This is a genomic window from Microcystis sp. LE19-8.1F, assembly GCF_027531715.1.
GTDB lineage: Bacteria > Cyanobacteriota > Cyanobacteriia > Cyanobacteriales > Microcystaceae > Microcystis > Microcystis wesenbergii_A.
Map to the genome: position 1 here is coordinate 1 of NZ_JAPZSO010000059.1, position 15,626 is coordinate 15,626.

General features: G+C 44.9%; 16 protein-coding genes. 12 read left to right on the forward strand and 4 right to left on the reverse strand.

The features are described from left to right. Window positions 1-856: 856 nt before the first annotated feature. Entirely contained in the window at window positions 857-1,465 is a 609-nt protein-coding gene (gene rpsD, locus O9334_RS06215) for a 30S ribosomal protein S4 (RefSeq protein WP_002798058.1), read from the reverse strand. Window positions 1,466-1,532: 67 nt separating this feature from the next. Between rpsD and O9334_RS06220 the strand changes: the two genes are divergently transcribed. The 6 genes from O9334_RS06220 to O9334_RS06245 all read left to right on the forward strand — a co-directional run bounded on the left by O9334_RS06220 (window position 1,533) and on the right by O9334_RS06245 (window position 8,400). Further along, window positions 1,533-1,661 (forward strand): hypothetical protein, encoded by a 129-nt coding sequence (locus O9334_RS06220; RefSeq protein WP_274518335.1) that lies wholly within the window; start codon window positions 1,533-1,535, stop codon window positions 1,659-1,661. Window positions 1,662-1,955: 294 nt separating this feature from the next. Continuing rightward, window positions 1,956-2,456, forward strand: coding sequence for a bifunctional nuclease family protein (locus tag O9334_RS06225; RefSeq protein ID WP_045358624.1), 501 nt, complete (start codon window positions 1,956-1,958; stop codon window positions 2,454-2,456). Window positions 2,457-2,841: 385 nt separating this feature from the next. Next, window positions 2,842-3,969 (forward strand): aldo/keto reductase, encoded by a 1,128-nt coding sequence (locus tag O9334_RS06230; RefSeq protein WP_287999679.1) that lies wholly within the window; start codon window positions 2,842-2,844, stop codon window positions 3,967-3,969. A 132-nt stretch (window positions 3,970-4,101) separates the two neighbouring features. Then, window positions 4,102-5,181, forward strand: coding sequence for a class II fructose-bisphosphate aldolase (gene fba, locus O9334_RS06235; RefSeq protein ID WP_045358622.1), 1,080 nt, complete (start codon window positions 4,102-4,104; stop codon window positions 5,179-5,181). A gap of 191 nt (window positions 5,182-5,372) precedes the next feature. Then, a complete protein-coding gene (gene ctpA, locus O9334_RS06240; RefSeq protein ID WP_287999680.1) occupies window positions 5,373-6,611 on the forward strand; it encodes a carboxyl-terminal processing protease CtpA in 1,239 nt (412 codons plus the stop codon). A gap of 484 nt (window positions 6,612-7,095) precedes the next feature. Further along, the gene (locus O9334_RS06245; protein WP_287999681.1) at window positions 7,096-8,400 is read left to right on the forward strand and encodes an ABC transporter substrate-binding protein; all 1,305 of its coding nucleotides are present in this window, start codon (window positions 7,096-7,098) and stop codon (window positions 8,398-8,400) included. Window positions 8,401-8,956: 556 nt separating this feature from the next. Here O9334_RS06245 and psb30 read toward each other — a convergent pair. Beyond that, on the reverse strand, window positions 8,957-9,076 hold the full coding sequence (gene psb30 / locus O9334_RS06250; protein WP_002736367.1) for a photosystem II reaction center protein Ycf12/Psb30: 120 nt from the start codon (window positions 9,074-9,076) through the stop codon (window positions 8,957-8,959). A gap of 174 nt (window positions 9,077-9,250) precedes the next feature. On the opposite strand from psb30, the gene O9334_RS06255 reads away from it, so the two are divergent. The 4 genes from O9334_RS06255 (at window position 9,251) to arsC (ending at window position 11,939) form a co-directional block, all read left to right on the forward strand. Then, window positions 9,251-9,589, forward strand: a complete 339-nt coding sequence (locus O9334_RS06255; RefSeq protein ID WP_002802329.1) for an ArsR/SmtB family transcription factor — start codon at window positions 9,251-9,253, stop codon at window positions 9,587-9,589. A gap of 125 nt (window positions 9,590-9,714) precedes the next feature. Beyond that, window positions 9,715-10,860 carry an ACR3 family arsenite efflux transporter gene (arsB, locus tag O9334_RS06260; protein WP_045358618.1) on the forward strand — a complete coding sequence of 382 codons (1,146 nt, stop codon included), beginning with the start codon at window positions 9,715-9,717 and terminating at the stop codon, window positions 10,858-10,860. Between the two features lie 9 nt (window positions 10,861-10,869). Then, the gene (arsH, locus tag O9334_RS06265) at window positions 10,870-11,517 is read left to right on the forward strand and encodes an arsenical resistance protein ArsH (protein ID WP_287999682.1); all 648 of its coding nucleotides are present in this window, start codon (window positions 10,870-10,872) and stop codon (window positions 11,515-11,517) included. A 23-nt stretch (window positions 11,518-11,540) separates the two neighbouring features. Then, window positions 11,541-11,939, forward strand: coding sequence for an arsenate reductase, glutathione/glutaredoxin type (gene arsC / locus O9334_RS06270; RefSeq protein WP_045358616.1), 399 nt, complete (start codon window positions 11,541-11,543; stop codon window positions 11,937-11,939). A 352-nt stretch (window positions 11,940-12,291) separates the two neighbouring features. Here the strand turns inward: arsC and O9334_RS06275 are convergent, their stop codons facing one another. Continuing rightward, on the reverse strand, window positions 12,292-13,173 hold the full coding sequence (locus O9334_RS06275) for a universal stress protein (protein ID WP_287999683.1): 882 nt from the start codon (window positions 13,171-13,173) through the stop codon (window positions 12,292-12,294). A gap of 133 nt (window positions 13,174-13,306) precedes the next feature. After that, window positions 13,307-13,507 carry an NblA/ycf18 family protein gene (locus O9334_RS06280; protein WP_002739006.1) on the reverse strand — a complete coding sequence of 67 codons (201 nt, stop codon included), beginning with the start codon at window positions 13,505-13,507 and terminating at the stop codon, window positions 13,307-13,309. Window positions 13,508-14,084: 577 nt separating this feature from the next. Here O9334_RS06280 and O9334_RS06285 point away from each other — a divergent pair. Together O9334_RS06285 and rpiA are read left to right on the forward strand one after the other, a co-directional pair. Then, window positions 14,085-14,609: an RNA recognition motif domain-containing protein gene (locus O9334_RS06285; protein ID WP_045358614.1), complete on the forward strand. Its 525-nt coding sequence runs from the start codon at window positions 14,085-14,087 to the stop codon at window positions 14,607-14,609. 72 nt (window positions 14,610-14,681) lie between these two features. Then, window positions 14,682-15,392, forward strand: a complete 711-nt coding sequence (gene rpiA / locus O9334_RS06290; protein WP_002800674.1) for a ribose-5-phosphate isomerase RpiA — start codon at window positions 14,682-14,684, stop codon at window positions 15,390-15,392. Window positions 15,393-15,626: the final 234 nt, after the last annotated feature.

Genomic DNA, 15,626 nt, shown 5'->3' on the forward strand with positions numbered 1-15,626 from the left:
GATGCTCAATTAATCTTAACGGCTTGTGGATTATGGAATTTTTATGGGTGCGGCAGCATAAGCATTAATTAAAAGGAGAAGCCAGCTGAACTTCTCACAAAACAATTCATTCGGCTTTTTCTTATGGGAGCAACAAGTCTAGTCTTTTACTTTTCCCCTTGTTCTTTGAACGCAGTGTGTCAACCTATTTCACTGCTTAGCATTTACGATGGTTCAAGTCGGACATTCGGCTCACGCCTAATCTTGGATGGTTGGCAGTGGTCTCGTTTCTGGTGTTAGGTTACACCTCTGTGGCCTTCCGTTCCCCGCTTCAATCCCAGAGTTGTGATTTCTGAGATTGGGGGTGGCTATCGCCGTTACTCTCAACTTGTAGAGATTTATTACAAGTGTATTGACCTTGAGTCCCCTTGCCTAGTTTGGTATCGGGTGATACTAAATGTCGGGACATATAAACAGTTATAAGGTTGGTCAGGGTTGACCTTTTAGATTCAGTCGGGGGACTGAATACCTTACTAGCCGGTTATTTCAGGCATTTGGCTCCCTATTTCATGCCTAAACGTTTCGCACTTGCTGCTATGGTACATTTAATGGTTCGACGATTAAAGCCTAAATCTCAAGCTGGTTAGGCATTCCTTTAACTTTTCAAACAGCTTCTAAGTAGGGAGGCACAATTATTTCGATTTCTCAACGTTTGTTTCTGGCACTTTTTTGACTAAAAAAGTAGCAAAACCCTTTTATAGCAAGGGTTACACTGATATTCAGCCAGCCCTATATACAATCAAAAATACTAAATTTAGCGAATAAAATAAGGACGCTGCCAATTGCGTCCTCAAGGTATCTGGAAAAGGCTTTTTTCCTAGACTTTCCGAGAGTAGTATTCCACTACTAACAGTTCATTAATCGAGAGGGCAATCCATTCTCTTTCCACAACGCCATTCACTTTGCCCACGAGGGTGTTTTTGTCAAATTCCAAATGACTCGGCAGGTTGGCTAAACCGGGGTATTCCATATTTCTTTTGACGAGATCCTGGGAACGCTCTTGATTTCTAACTCCAATCACATCACCCGGACGGCACTGATAACTGGCAATATCCACAACTCTACCGTTAACAGTGACGTGACCGTGATTGACTAATTGTCGCGCCCCCGGAATTGTCCCGGCCATACCGAGACGGAAAACAGTATTGTCCAGACGCATTTCTAAGAGTTGCAGCAGCACCTGACCGGTGGAACCGGTAGCCCGGCGAGCTTTGCGGACATAGCGAATTAATTGTTTCTCGCTGACACCATAGTTAAAACGCAGTTTTTGTTTTTCTTCTAGACGAATGGCATATTCTGAACGTTTTTTGCGGGCCTGGCCATGTTGCCCGGGTGCATAGGCACGACGGGCATTTTTACGGGTTAAGCCGGGTAATTCCCCTAAACGACGCACAACGCGCAAGCGCGGTCCTCTATAACGAGACATACAGACAGTCTGCTCCTATTTAAATTTATCCCAAAACTATTATCATAGCACAAATTAAGTAATTTAGATGGGCAGATGTGGAAGTGGGAAGTGGGGTGATGGGGTGATGGGGTGTGGGGTGATGGGGTGTGGGGTGTGGGGTGTGGGGTGTGGGGTGTGGGGAACGCCGGAGATGGGAGCGCCGGAGAATAAATAAAAGCAATCTCCTGAATACTGACTCGGAGAATACTGACTCGGAGAATACTGACTCCCGACTCGGAGAATACTGATCACTGATTACTGATTACTGATCACTGATCACTGATTACTGATTACTGATCACTGATCACTGATTCAAGCCTGACGGCAGCTGATGTATTTTTTTCATTAAAGATGAGGCTAATCTCTGCCATCTTAGGGCATACTGTGAGTGTAGCGAAGCACTATATTATTCAGGTTGCTTTCCCACTCCTTCCCTAGCTGAATCTCTATCTTGGAGAAGCCATTAGTCATGATCGAAATGAAAGTCGCTGGAATTGCCCTAGACGCTATCACTCGCAGTCCCATTGTACTGCTGAAGGATGGTTCCGAGCGTCGCGCCCTACCTATCTACATCGGACAAGATCAGGCTAAGGCCATTATGACCGTCCTCGAACAACAAAAACCCCCTCGTCCTCTCACCCACGATTTGATCGTTAATATTTTTAAAGCTTGGGACATGGATTTAGAAAAGATTATCATCCATTCTCTCCAAGATAATACTTTTTATGCTGTTCTCTGTCTCCAGCGCGGCGAAGTCAAAAAAGAAATCGATTGTCGTCCCAGTGATGCGATCGCCATTGCCCTGCGTACCAACAGTCCTGTCTGGGTAATGGAAGAAGTGATCGCTTCCGCTTCTATCCCTGTCGATCGTGACGCGGATGAGCAGGAACGTCAAGCTTTTCGCAATTTCGTCTCCAATCTTAGCCCCTCAGACCTAATCCAACGTCGCGGTGATTTTAGTGATCAGTGAAAATTCAGGAGATAGGAGTCAGGAGATAGGAGTCAGGAGATAGGAGTCAGGAGATAGGAGTCAGGAGATAGGAGTCAGTAGTCAGGAGATAGGAGATAGGAGTCAGTAGTCAGGAGATTATTTTTATTTATTCTCCGGATCTCCCATCTCCGGCGCTCCCCACACCCCACACCCATCACCCCATCACCCCATCCCCCAATACCTTCTAACTGGTAACTGATAACAAGGGCCGAATCTAAGACCTAATTGGTTAAGCTAAAAGCTTTGATGTGCTTAGTTTCTAACCTTCTTTTTAGGTAGGAGAATTGTCAGATTCTGTCTTTTGCCTCTTGCCTGTTGCCTCTTGCCTTCAAAAGCTTCTAACTGATAACTGATAACTGAATCAATGCGTTATCGACGATTTGGCCGTACTAATTGGCAATTTTCGCTGTTTTCCCTGGGGACAATGCGCTGTTTGTCCTCAGAGTCGGTGTTTACTGCAACAGTTGATCGCGCCTTAGAATTGGGGATTAATCACCTAGAAACGGCCAGAGGTTACGGTAATAGCGAAGTTTTTCTCGGTCGCTACCTGCAGCGTCAAGGGGTGCGGGAGCGGGTTTATCTGACCACGAAATTGGTTCCCACTCCCGATCGCCAAACTATGGAAAAAGCGATCGCCGAATCCCTAGAACGATTACAATTAAATTACCTCGATTGTCTAGCAATTCACGGTATTAACACCCGCGAGCATTTAAACTGGATTAAAGACCCGCAAGGCTGCATGAAAGCCGTTTTTATGGCCCAAGAGGCTGGAAAAATCGGTCATATTGGCTTTTCTACCCATGCACCCCTAGAAATTATTCTGGAGACGATCAATACAGATTTCTTCGCTTTTGTCAATATCCATTACTATTTTTTTTGGCAAAGACAGCAACCGGCGATCGCTTTAGCCAGAGCAAAGGACATGGGTGTGTTTATTATTTCCCCTGCTGATAAGGGAGGTGGTCTCCACAGACCTCCTAAGAAGCTAGAGGAATTATGCGCCCCTTTTTCACCCCTAGAGCTAAATTATCGCTTTTTATTGAGCGATCCGCGCATTACTACCCTCAGCGTCGGGGCAGCGATACCAGAGGAATTAGAGGCAATTATCAACGTATGCGAAGAAGATCAGCCCCTAGATGCGGCAGAAATTGCCGTTTTTAAGCGTTTAGAGACACATTTAACCGATAAATTGGCTACAGATTTATGTAGCCAATGTTATCAATGTTTACCCTGTCCTGAAAATATTAATATCCCCGAAGTGTTGAGACTGCGGAATCTGGCCGTAGCTTACGAAATGAACGATTTTGGCCAGTATCGCTATCGAATGCTGGAAAATGCCGGTCATTGGTTCCCCGGACGCAAGGCGAATAATTGTACTGAATGCGGCGATTGTTTACCTCGCTGCCCGGAAAAATTGCCGATTCCCCGGCTGCTATTTGATACACACGAACTACTTAAGGGACCAGCGCAACGGAGATTGTGGTCATCTTAGGACGAAACTGGGAAAAATTTTTTTTGGGGATCGTCAAAGTGTAAAAACTATCTTAAGATTAACAGGTAAGAGAATTAACTTTCTTGAATTTAAAGAGACAAAAAACAAGAAATAGATTAAGGAGTAAAGGATATGGCACTCGTCCCCATGCGGTTATTGTTGGATCACGCGGCTGAGAACGGATATGGCATCCCCGCTTTTAACGTAAATAATATGGAGCAGATCCAAGCGATCATGCAAGCGGCGGCAGCCACCGATAGCCCCGTTATCCTACAAGCTTCTCGCGGTGCGCGCAAATATGCAGGGGAAAACTTCCTGCGTCACTTGATCACCGCCGCGGTGGAAACCTATCCTCATATCCCCATCGTGATGCACCAAGATCACGGTAATGAACCCGCCACCTGCTACTCGGCGATCCGTAACGGTTTCACCAGTGTCATGATGGATGGTTCCTTAGAAGCGGATGCTAAAACTCCCGCCACCTACGAGTACAACGTTAACGTTACTGCTGAAGTAGTAAAAGTTGCCCACTCGATCGGTGCTAGTGTGGAAGGAGAACTCGGTTGTTTAGGTTCCTTAGAAACCGGTAAAGGAGAAGCGGAAGATGGCCACGGTTTTGAGGGAGAATTAGATCACTCGATGCTGTTAACCGATCCCGATGAAGCGGTGGATTTCGTCGAAAGAACCCAAGTAGATGCTTTAGCAGTAGCTATTGGTACTAGCCACGGCGCTTACAAATTTACCCGCAAACCCACCGGCGAAATTCTCGCTATTAGCCGCATTGAAGAAATTCACAGCCGCTTACCCAATACTCACTTGGTCATGCACGGTTCTTCCTCAGTTCCTGAAGATCTCCTCGAATTAATCAACCAATTCGGTGGCGCTATCCCTGAAACCTACGGTGTTCCCGTGGAAGAAATCCAAAAAGGCATCAAGAGTGGTGTGCGTAAAATCAATATCGACACCGACTGCCGTTTAGCAATTACCGCCGCAGTTCGGGAAGCACTATTCAGCAACCCGAAAGAGTTTGATCCCCGTTTCTTCCTGAAACCCTCGATCACCTATATGCAGAAAGTTTGTGCCGATCGCTATCAACAATTTGGTACCGCCGGTAACGCCAGCAAAATCAAACAAATGTCCCTCGATGACTACGCAGCCAAATATGCTAAAGGGCAATTAACCCAAGTCAGCAAAAAAGTTGTGGCTGTCTAGTGGCTGAACAATTAAGCGATCGCTTAATAGCGCCGATCTAGTAGAATTTTTTGGGGTAGTTAACCATAACTACCCTCTTTTTTATGGGAATGCCTTCAAGGGAAAGAGTTACCAGATAAGAATCGATTTCAGAGAAAAGACTATACTGAGAATAATCAGCAGATCAGCACTGGATTTATAAGAGAAGCAAGATGAGAAAAAAATCGTTGTGGGTGGGATTATTGGTGGGATTTTGGTTTTGTCTGACTTGGATGGCATGGACACCCACAGCAGCCGCCTTTAGCGAAGAACAAAAATTACTACTACAATCTTGGCGATTAGTCAACCAATCTTATTATGATGACACCTTTAATCATCAAAACTGGTGGCAGGTGCGGGAACAATTCATCAAAAAACCCCTCAACGATCGGACGGCGGCCTATAATGCGATCGAACAGATGTTAGCCACTCTCGATGAACCTTTTACCCGTCTCTTGCGACCGGATCAATACCATAACCTACAAATTAGCACCACGGGGGAATTATCGGGGGTAGGACTGCAAATTAATATCAATCCCGACAATGGTTACTTAGAAGTGGTTGCCCCCCTTGCCGGTTCTCCTGCTGAGGCTGCTGGTTTGACTAGCCACGATCGCATTTTGTTTATTGATGGCATCGATACCACTACTTTAACTCTCGATGCAGCGGCGGCCAAAATGCGTGGGACCCCCGGAACAGAAGTTTCCTTAGTGATTCTTCCCGATCAAAAAAGTCAACCAAAAACCCTATCTTTAACCCGTCAACGCATTTCTTTAAGTCCAGTGGTAGCGGTTTTGGATAAAAATTCTAGTTCCTTGCCCATCGGTTATGTGCGCTTAAATCAATTTAGTGCTAACGCTGCCAAAGAAGTCTCGGAAGCAGTGACGAACCTACAAAAACAAGGAGCCAAGGGTTATATTTTAGATCTAAGAAATAACCCCGGTGGTTTACTGCAAGCGGGTATAGAAATCGCCCGGATGTGGATTAATCAGGGAACGATTGTTTACACGGTTAATCGTGAGGGAATTGCCGACAGTTTTGCCGCTGCTGGCAATGCTTTAACCGATGCGCCTCTAGTCGTTTTAGTCAATCAGGGAACCGCCAGCGCCAGCGAGATTTTAGCTGGAGCATTACAGGACAATCAACGAGGGGTTTTAGTGGGAGAAAAGACTTTCGGTAAGGGATTAATTCAGTCCCTATTCGAGTTACCCGATGGGGCAGGATTAGCGATTACCGTGGCGAAATATGAAACTCCCGGCCACCATGATATTCATAAGTTAGGAATTATGCCCGATCAAGTGGTGGCACAGGAACCGATCACATATCAGGAAATCGGCACCGAAAAAGATAGTCAATACCAAACGGCGATTCAGTTTTTAAACCAGAAGACCATTTTAGCCAAAGCTTCCTAAGTGGGGTTTTCAGTTATCAGTTACCAGTTATCAGTTACCAGTTATCAGATGCGAGTTTTCAGGATTCTTCGTTACTTGGTATAGTTCGATCGGGTGGCATAAATCGACTAAATCCTTATCTGGCAAGAGACTTAATTGATTAGTTCGTTAGAGTGGGAAAACAATTGACAAAGATCGCATCAATGTCTTTATATATAAGGGTTTTATCCCTTATAGCCCTGTTTATTGCCTAACACAAACAAAAAGAACCGTTTTCAGTTTACTGTTTACTGGACGGCTACGCCGTGCCTTTGGCAACACTGAAAAAACTTCCCCACTTCCCCACACCCGACGGCATAGATCGAACAAATTAGCCATTTTTTCCATCAATATCTAATTAAGATGGAAACCTGTTTGATTTTAAGAGAATGCTAACATCGATTAGAATTTTCCCAGTCCGGGCCTTTCAGTCTTGCAACCTTGACTCATCCTTGATTTTACTGCCATGCAGAGATATATTCGATCGCCCCTAGCCCTAACCCTGAGCATCAGCCTCTTAGCTAATTTTTTAACCGCTTGTAATAATGCCAAAACCCCAGATAACACTGCCTCTAGTCCCACCACCACTGGCCCCAGTGATCAAGGCTTAAAATTAGGGGCCTTACTGCCCATTACCGGAGATTTAGCCGCTATTGGTCAAAATATGCCCGAAGCAGCCGCCCTAGCGGTGGAGACTATCAATGCCTGTGGTGGAGTCAATGGCAAACCCGTCACCCTCGTGAAAGAAGATGACCAAACCGACCCCGCCGCCGGTGCTTCAGCGATGACGAAACTAGCGGAGGTGGATAAAGTAGCCGGTGTGATCGGTTCCTTTGCCAGTAGCGTCTCAGGAGCAGCCGTCGATGTGGCGGTGAGAAATACAGTTATGTTAGTCTCTCCGGGTAGCACCAGTCCTGTATTTACTGACAGGGCGAAAAAAGGCGATTTTAAAGGTTTTTGGGCGCGGACGGCTCCCCCAGACACCTACCAAGCTCAAGCTTTAGCGGCCCTAGCTAAGAAAAAGGGTTTTCAAAATGTGGGAACCGTCGTGATCAATAACGATTACGGAGTCGGATTTGAACGGGAATTCGTGAGCGCTTTCGATAAATTAGGCGGCACTATCACTAATAAGCAAAATCCCGTCCGTTATGACCCGAAAGCTGCCACTCTCGATAGTGAAGCGGCGGCTGCCTTCGCTAACCAACCGGATGCTGTAGCGGCAGTCCTTTACGCTGAAACGGGCAGTTTATTACTACAAGCGGCCTATAAACAGGGATTGACCAAAGGAGTTACCGTCCTCCTCACCGATGGGGTTTATTCGGAAGATTTCACCCAACAGGTGGGGAAAGGAACCGATGGTAAGTCAATTATTGCTGGCGCCCTAGGCACGGTCCCTGGGGCCGACGGTCAAGCTTTAAGCGCTTTTACGACTCTCTGGAAAGAAAAAACCGGCAAGGATGTCACCGCTTTTGTTCCCCATACTTGGGATGCGGCGATTTTATTGATGTTAGCAGCCGAGGCGGCTAAATCTAACACAGGTGAAGGGATTCAAAGCAAGATTCGTGAGGTGGCTAACGGTCCGGGGACGGAAGTAACCGATGCTTGTCAAGCCATGGAAATGATTCGCAAAGGCGAGGATATTAACTATCAGGGGGCCAGTGGCAATGTGGATATCGATGAAAATGGCGATGTGGTCGGTAGTTACGATGTCTGGACTGTTAAGGATGACGGCACTCTCAAGGTTATTGATAAGGTGACACCCAATCAGTAATTAGTGATCAGTGATCAGTAATCAATAATCAGGAGGCAAAAGGCAAAAGGCAGGAGGCAGGAGGCAAAAGGCAGCTTTATTCTCCCCACACCCCCGCTCCTCTCTCCCCTCAACACCCACGAAGTCCGTTGACAGCAGCACACTTTGTGCTTTTTGTCAAAAAAACTTTTTTTTTGCAACAAAACTACACAAAAAAAAGATCATCGTTGTGGGTGAAATTGACTCATTTACCTGTCTTAATTAGGATTACCTTCTAGCTGTGGTAAGGGTTTCAAGCGTTGCTGTCCAAAAAAGCACAGAAAAACCGATTATGAAATTCAGTAAAATCGCTGTAACCATTGTAACATCGTTGTTAAATAAAAATATTTCTCAATTAATTTTTAAGAATTTGTAAATATTGCGGAATGTTAATTTAAATATTCTCAAGTTTCTGGAGTCAATAAATAATTTTTGCTTATAGCTTTTCCGATCAAGATCCTGTCTTTTAGACAAAAAATCTCTCCCTAAAGAGGAGAGAAGTCAAAAAAGCACGAATAACAATGGGGGGAGGCGGTTTTTATAGGTCGCCACCACGAAAAGCTAGTAGGAAAATGACAAAGGGGCCAGCTAACATGATTAGCGCCACGAAGGTGAGTTGAAAAATGGGTTCTAAATTGAGAGCCGCAAATAATTCCATGATGTCTCCTAACCTGTCTACAATGATTTTAAGGGCTAATCTGGTCAAAACCATTGTCTATCATACAGGGGATGATTCGCCGGTTTTCCTGATTCGATACAAAAATACATAAAGTTTTGTTGCAATTCTGAATTTTCCCGCTTTCCTATTTCCTTCCCACTAGGGGCAATCTCAATGTTCAACTCTCTGGCCACATCTCCCGACTCGTTAACCCAGATTTATACTGGTTTTCAGGCACTCTCTGACCCCCTGCGACTGCAAATTCTGCAACTGTTGCGACATCAGGAATTATGCGTCTGTGAACTGCGCGACCATCTCGATATCGCCCAATCTAAACTATCTTTTCACCTAAAAACGCTAAAAGAAGCCAATTTAGTCCGTAGTCGTCAAGAGGGTCGTTGGATCTACTACAGCCTGAATCTATCTCAATTTCTTCTCCTAGAAGAATATCTATCGGAATATCGTCGTTTTGCCGCCCTCGTCCCCGCTCGTTTCTGTGAGGAAAATCAGTAACCAATCAAGATTTTTAGAAATATTAAAGCTTTATAAATGGCTTTTACCCTTGACATATCAACTTTTTTTGAAATAATAAAGATGGGTTGCCCAATCTCCCATTATTCCCTTTCCACCTTTGTGCGATGACTAATCAAATCAATCCTAAAGCCGCCAAAGCTGGTGGTAGCCTTAGTGTTTTTGAAAAATATCTTACCCTTTGGGTTATTTTCTGTATTTTGGCGGGAATTGCCCTCGGTCGGTTATTTCCGGACGTAGCGCAGACTTTAGATGCCATGAGTATCTATAACGTTTCTATTCCGATCGCCATCTGTCTTTTCTTCATGATGTATCCGATCATGGTTAAGATCGACTTTTCTCAGGCTCTTCGGGCTGCCCGTACTCCCAAACCAGTTATTTTAACTTTAGTGGTTAATTGGCTGATCAAACCCTTTACCATGGTGGCGCTGGCTCAATTTTTTCTCGGCTGGCTGTTTCTGCCTTGGTTGAGTCAAACGGAGATTATCCGAGGACAGACGGTAAGTTTAGCTAGTTCCTACACTGCTGGAGCTATTTTACTAGGAATTGCACCCTGTACGGCCATGGTCTTGATGTGGGGCTATCTTTCTTACAGTAACCAGGGTCATACCCTAATTATGGTAGCAGTCAATTCCCTAGCGATGCTTTTTCTCTACGCTCCTCTAGGTAAATGGTTACTGGCGGCTAATAATTTTGTAGTCCCTTGGCAGACCATTGTTTTTTCTGTGTTAATCTACGTTGGTTTACCGCTTATTGCTGGTATCTATAGCCGTCACTGGATTTTTAAACATAAAGGACGGGCCTGGTTTGAATCGCGTTTTCTTCACTATCTCAGTCCTGTGGCAATCACTGCCTTATTGTTAACCTTAATCCTCCTCTTTGCTTTCAAAGGCGATTTAATCGTCAGTAATCCCCTGCATATTTTCCTGATTGCTATTCCCCTCTTTATTCAAACTAATCTGATTTTTTTTCTTAGTTATGTGGCCGCTCTCAAACTCAATTTAGTTTACGAAGATGCCGCTCCCGCTGCTTTAATTGGTGCTAGTAATCATTTTGAGGTAGCGATCGCCACTGCGGTGATGTTATTCGGATTGAATTCGGGGGCTGCTTTAGCGACAGTAGTGGGGGTATTGATTGAAGTACCTGTGATGTTAATGTTGGTAGAATTCTGTAAAAAAACCGCCTTTTGGTTTCCCAGAGATCCAGAAAAAGCCACCCTTCTCGATCCTCGTTGCTTGAGTTCTTATAAATAATTATTCACCATGATCCAATCGACTCACAAACCGAGAATTCTTTTTCTGTATGGTTCTTTGCGGGAACGTTCCTACAGTCGTTTATTAGCAGAAGAAGCGGCCAGAATTATCACTGAATTTGGGGCAGAAGTGCGCTTTTTTGATCCCCGTGAATTGCCGATTTATGGCAGTGTTCCCGATACTCATGCCAAGGTGCAAGAATTACGAGAATTAAGTCAATGGTCTGAGGGTCAAGTCTGGTCATCTCCCGAACTTCACGGCAATATTAGTGGCATCATCAAAAACCAAATTGATTGGATTCCCTTAAGTATTGGTGCGGTTAGACCTACCCAAGGCCGCACCTTAGCAGTCATGCAAGTAAGCGGAGGTTCCCAATCTTTTAACGCGGTTAATACTTTGCGAATTCTTGGTCGTTGGATGCGAATGTTTACTATTCCTAATCAATCTTCTGTGGCTAAAGCTTATCAGGAGTTTCACGAGGATGGCACGATGAAAGATTCCCCCTATCGAGATCGGGTTATTGATGTGATGGAGGAACTTTATAAGTTTACCATTCTCCTGCGGGATCAGGTAGATTATCTGACCGATCGCTATAGTGAAAGGAAGGAAAAAGCCGCCCAAGAAATAGCCACAATTGCCCATAAAGCTATTAATTAAATCAATTTCTAGGAGTTAAAATCATGAAAAAAGTCATGTTTGCCTGTAGAAAAAATTCCTGTCGTTCCCAAATCGCCGAAGGTTTCGCTAAAACTTTGGGCGCGGGTAAAATTGCCGTCACAAGTTCCGGATTAGAAGCGGCCAAAGTTCACCCCGGAGCAATCGAAGTTATGCAGGAAATTGGTATCGATATTACTGACCAAACTTCTAAATCAATTAGGGATTTTAATCCCGAAGATTATGATGCCGTTATATCCCTATGTGGTTGCGGTGTCAATCTGCCGGAAGGATGGGTTTTACAGGAAATTTTCGAGGATTGGTTAATTGATGATCCCGATGGTCAACCCATCGAAACTTTTCGCCGAGTTCGCGATGAAATTAAGGCTAAAGTTATCAGATTAATTGAGCAGTTAAGTAGGTAGGTGTTAAAAGTTTTCAGATCCCCACCTTATCAAGGAGTTTGGGTAGGGTTGATTCATGAATCAACCCTACTATGAATCAACCCTACTATGAATCAACCCTACTATGAATCAACCCTGCTATGAATCAACCCTACTATGAATCAACCCTAGGAGGGGCAGCGGAGATCAGAGGCAAAATCTATCTTTAATTTAATTATAACTACTTACTTAAGTTAACTTTCCCCAAAAAATTTTCGGCTCTCTTGTCGTTTGTGTGATAGATTTTAGCGATCGAATCTGTCTTCCTCTCTGTGTCCTTTGTGCCTTTGTGGTTTATCCAACCCAGCTAAACCAAGAGGGTCTTTTTTCTAGCTTATCCCTTCGGTGAGAAAAATAATAAGGGGAACCACAGTTGATGAAGAATATCTTCATTAATCCGACGCACGGCTAACCATTCCAACATATTGGAACGATGGCAGGTGGCCACAGCGATCGCACTGATATCATCTTCTTCTGCTGCCGTCAAAACTTCTAATACAGGTGTTCCTTGTCGCACTTCGCTCTGTACTTGCAAACCGAGTTTTTCTAGTCGCACTTGCACCGATTCTAATTCCCGACGGGCATCATTTAAACGAGATTCGGTGACACCGGGATCGCGACTGATATTTTCCACTACCCGGACGAGGAGGCATTGCTCAAAAGACCCAGGGGCGCGGGTTTGAGCGTATTTTTCCATCTGTTCAATTAGATAAATCGCGTCGGGACTGCCATCGTAGGGAATTAATAAATGTTTCCAGAGATGCTGACAGCGCAGGGCTAATTCATCGTGAGTATAAACTGATAATAATTGCGGTCGGAAAATCAGCAGCGGAATATCGGTAATACCTGCGATCGCTAAACTGGTACTACCGAATAATTTTTCTTGGACAGCGCCGCGCCGGGGATTTCCCATCAAAATCACGTCGATAGAATGATGGGCGAGGATTTCCCGCACGGCATCCACGGGACGACGGTTAGAGATTTCCAGACTAACTGTCATACCGTCGGGAATATTTGCTAAAGCTGGGGATAATTTTTCTTTAGCCGCGTCAATTTTTCCTTGATCTACGGCAGCTAGGGTGGGTTGTTCCCAAACCGGAATACTGTGGAGGAAGATAACTTGTTTTAAGCCGCTCAGGGCTAAGTGTGGCACACAATGGACAAGACGATGGAGACCATCGAAAAGATCTGTACAGATCAAAGCGCGCTCGAACATAAATTAACCCCTAGCAATTCGGTTATTCTTCCCTAAGAATAGCTAAAAAGGTGAAGAAATGCGCCCCGCATCCCTAGCTCGTTTCCGCAGAAACCCAGCCGGAGAAAGAGGTCGCCCGCAGGGGTGAAATGAGTTACTGGGGGGCCCAGGGATTAGAATCTAGACCCCACTGGTGTTTGAGAAAAGCTTTGTACATATTTTCTCTGACCATCATTTGTTCGTAGAGCTTGATCAGGAAATCCTGCGCTTGCTCCTGACTCATTTTTTCTACCTGAGTCTGAAAAGAACGAATGTTGAACTGTTGTTCTAAGGAAAGTTCGATCGGTTGAGACATGGTGTTCCTCCTCGATGAAGACAGTGGTTGATAACAAGCGAGATGGGTGATTGGTATCACCTCTTTTCTTTAACTAATGTAACAAATACTTGACAAAGTGTCAATGTATCTGTAAAGAGGGTTTTGCTTTTTTCCTCCTGTTAGCTAGGATACCCCGCCGCCAAAAGCAAAGAAGCATATAATGATACATTTAGCAAGAGTTTTAATAAAATTTTGCTTACTGTGAACAAATACCTAAGTAGTTATACTTATTTTTTTCCATGGCAGCCCGGAGCGAGAGAAAATATTTGACAAATTGTGTAAACATTCTGTAATAATCGAAGAGAGTGACATAAATCGGGTAAGTTGAATGGTTAGCCCTGTTAACAGCTAAAAAACGTAACCCCTAGATTCCGTCCCTCTCGTTGAAATCGTTAAGGATAGTCGAAATTGACGGCCACAGCCGCTATCGTGCAGAAACTACAAGCTTATCGCTGGGAAAAATTCTCCCTAGCTCTGTTTGCCTTAAAAAAATCAGGATACAGGCACGGAATGTCGCACAAGTTTTTACATCAACCTATACTTGGAGGAATCCATCATGTCCGTTCGTCTATACGTTGGTAATTTGCCCAAAGAATCCGTAGAGCGCGAAAAATTACAGGCGCTTTTTGCCGATGAAGGGGATACGATCACTACTAAAGTCATCAAAGACCGCAAAACTGGCAAATGTCGCGGTTTTGCCTTCGTTACCGTCCCTAGCGATGAACTAGCCGACCAGTTTATCGAAAAATACAACGGTCAATCCTTCATGGAAAACCCGATCAAAATCGAGAAAGCTCTCCCCCGCAGCAAGGGAGGTAAAGAAGAAGGAGAAGAAGCAGAAGGGCCGGAGGCCAGCGTAGAAACCCCAGAAAAAGTCGAAAGACCAACTCCGAAACCGACGACGGCAGCACCGCGCAAATCCAGTGGCGGTGGTGGCGGCAAAAAACGCAAGGCTGAACGGGGTGGCAATAATGCCCCGAAAGTTACCAGCGATGGTGACGCTTTACAGCCAGATCCCCGTTGGGCCAATGAATTGGCTAAACTCAAGGAAATGTTAGCAGCTCAGGCCACTAACCCCTAATTCCATTGACAAGAGGGCAACGGATGACCGATAACTAAGAGGTTCAAAACATCGCTTTTAGGAGTGTGCATCATGACAGCAATCGATCCGGTCATTATCATGAAACAGGAGGTCGGTAAGGCCGCCGCTAATCTAGTTCAATCTAATTCAGTCGTGGGATTGGGAACTGGTTCAACGACGGCCTACGCGATCGAATATCTGGGCGCTAGACTGCAAAGCGGGGAAATCAGCAATATTGTCGGGGTTCCCACTTCTTTTCAAGCGCAAGTTTTGGCCAGGAAGTACGGAATTCCCCTCACTACCCTCGATGTCATCGTGAAGATGGATATCGCTATCGATGGGGCCGATGAGGTGGATCCCCAGAAAAACCTGATTAAAGGTGGCGGTGCTGCCCATACTCAGGAGAAAATTGTCGATAGTCTCGCCGATATTTTCGTCGTGGTAGTGGATGGCAATAAGCTGGTGGATAAGCTGGGATCGACTTTTCTTTTGCCGGTGGAAGTGTTACCCATGGCCATGACTCCGGTGATGCTGAAATTGGAGGCCCTCGGTGGTAAACCTTCCCTCCGCATGGGAGTGAAAAAAGCCGGCCCCGTGGTGACAGATCAAGGCAATTTAGTTATCGATGTTAAATTTGATAGTATCGATGATCCGGCTGATTTGGAAAGAACTATTAATAATATGCCGGGGGTTTTAGAAAATGGTTTATTTGTCGGGGTTGCTGATCTGATTCTCGTCGGTGAAATTATCGACGGTAAGCCGGTAGTCCGCGAGATTAGGTAGGCTTAATTATTCTTAATCTAATAATAAAACAGGCCCGCAGGCCTGTTTTATTCAGTAGTTAGGTGTTAAAAACTGTCAGACACCCCCCTTAATAAGCGTAGAGTTGATTGATAGTAGGGTTGATTGATAGTAGGGTTGATTGATAGTAGGGTTGATTGATAGTAGGGTTGATTGATAGTAGGGTTGATTGATAGTAGGGTTGATTGATAGTAGGGTTGATTGATAGTAGGGGTG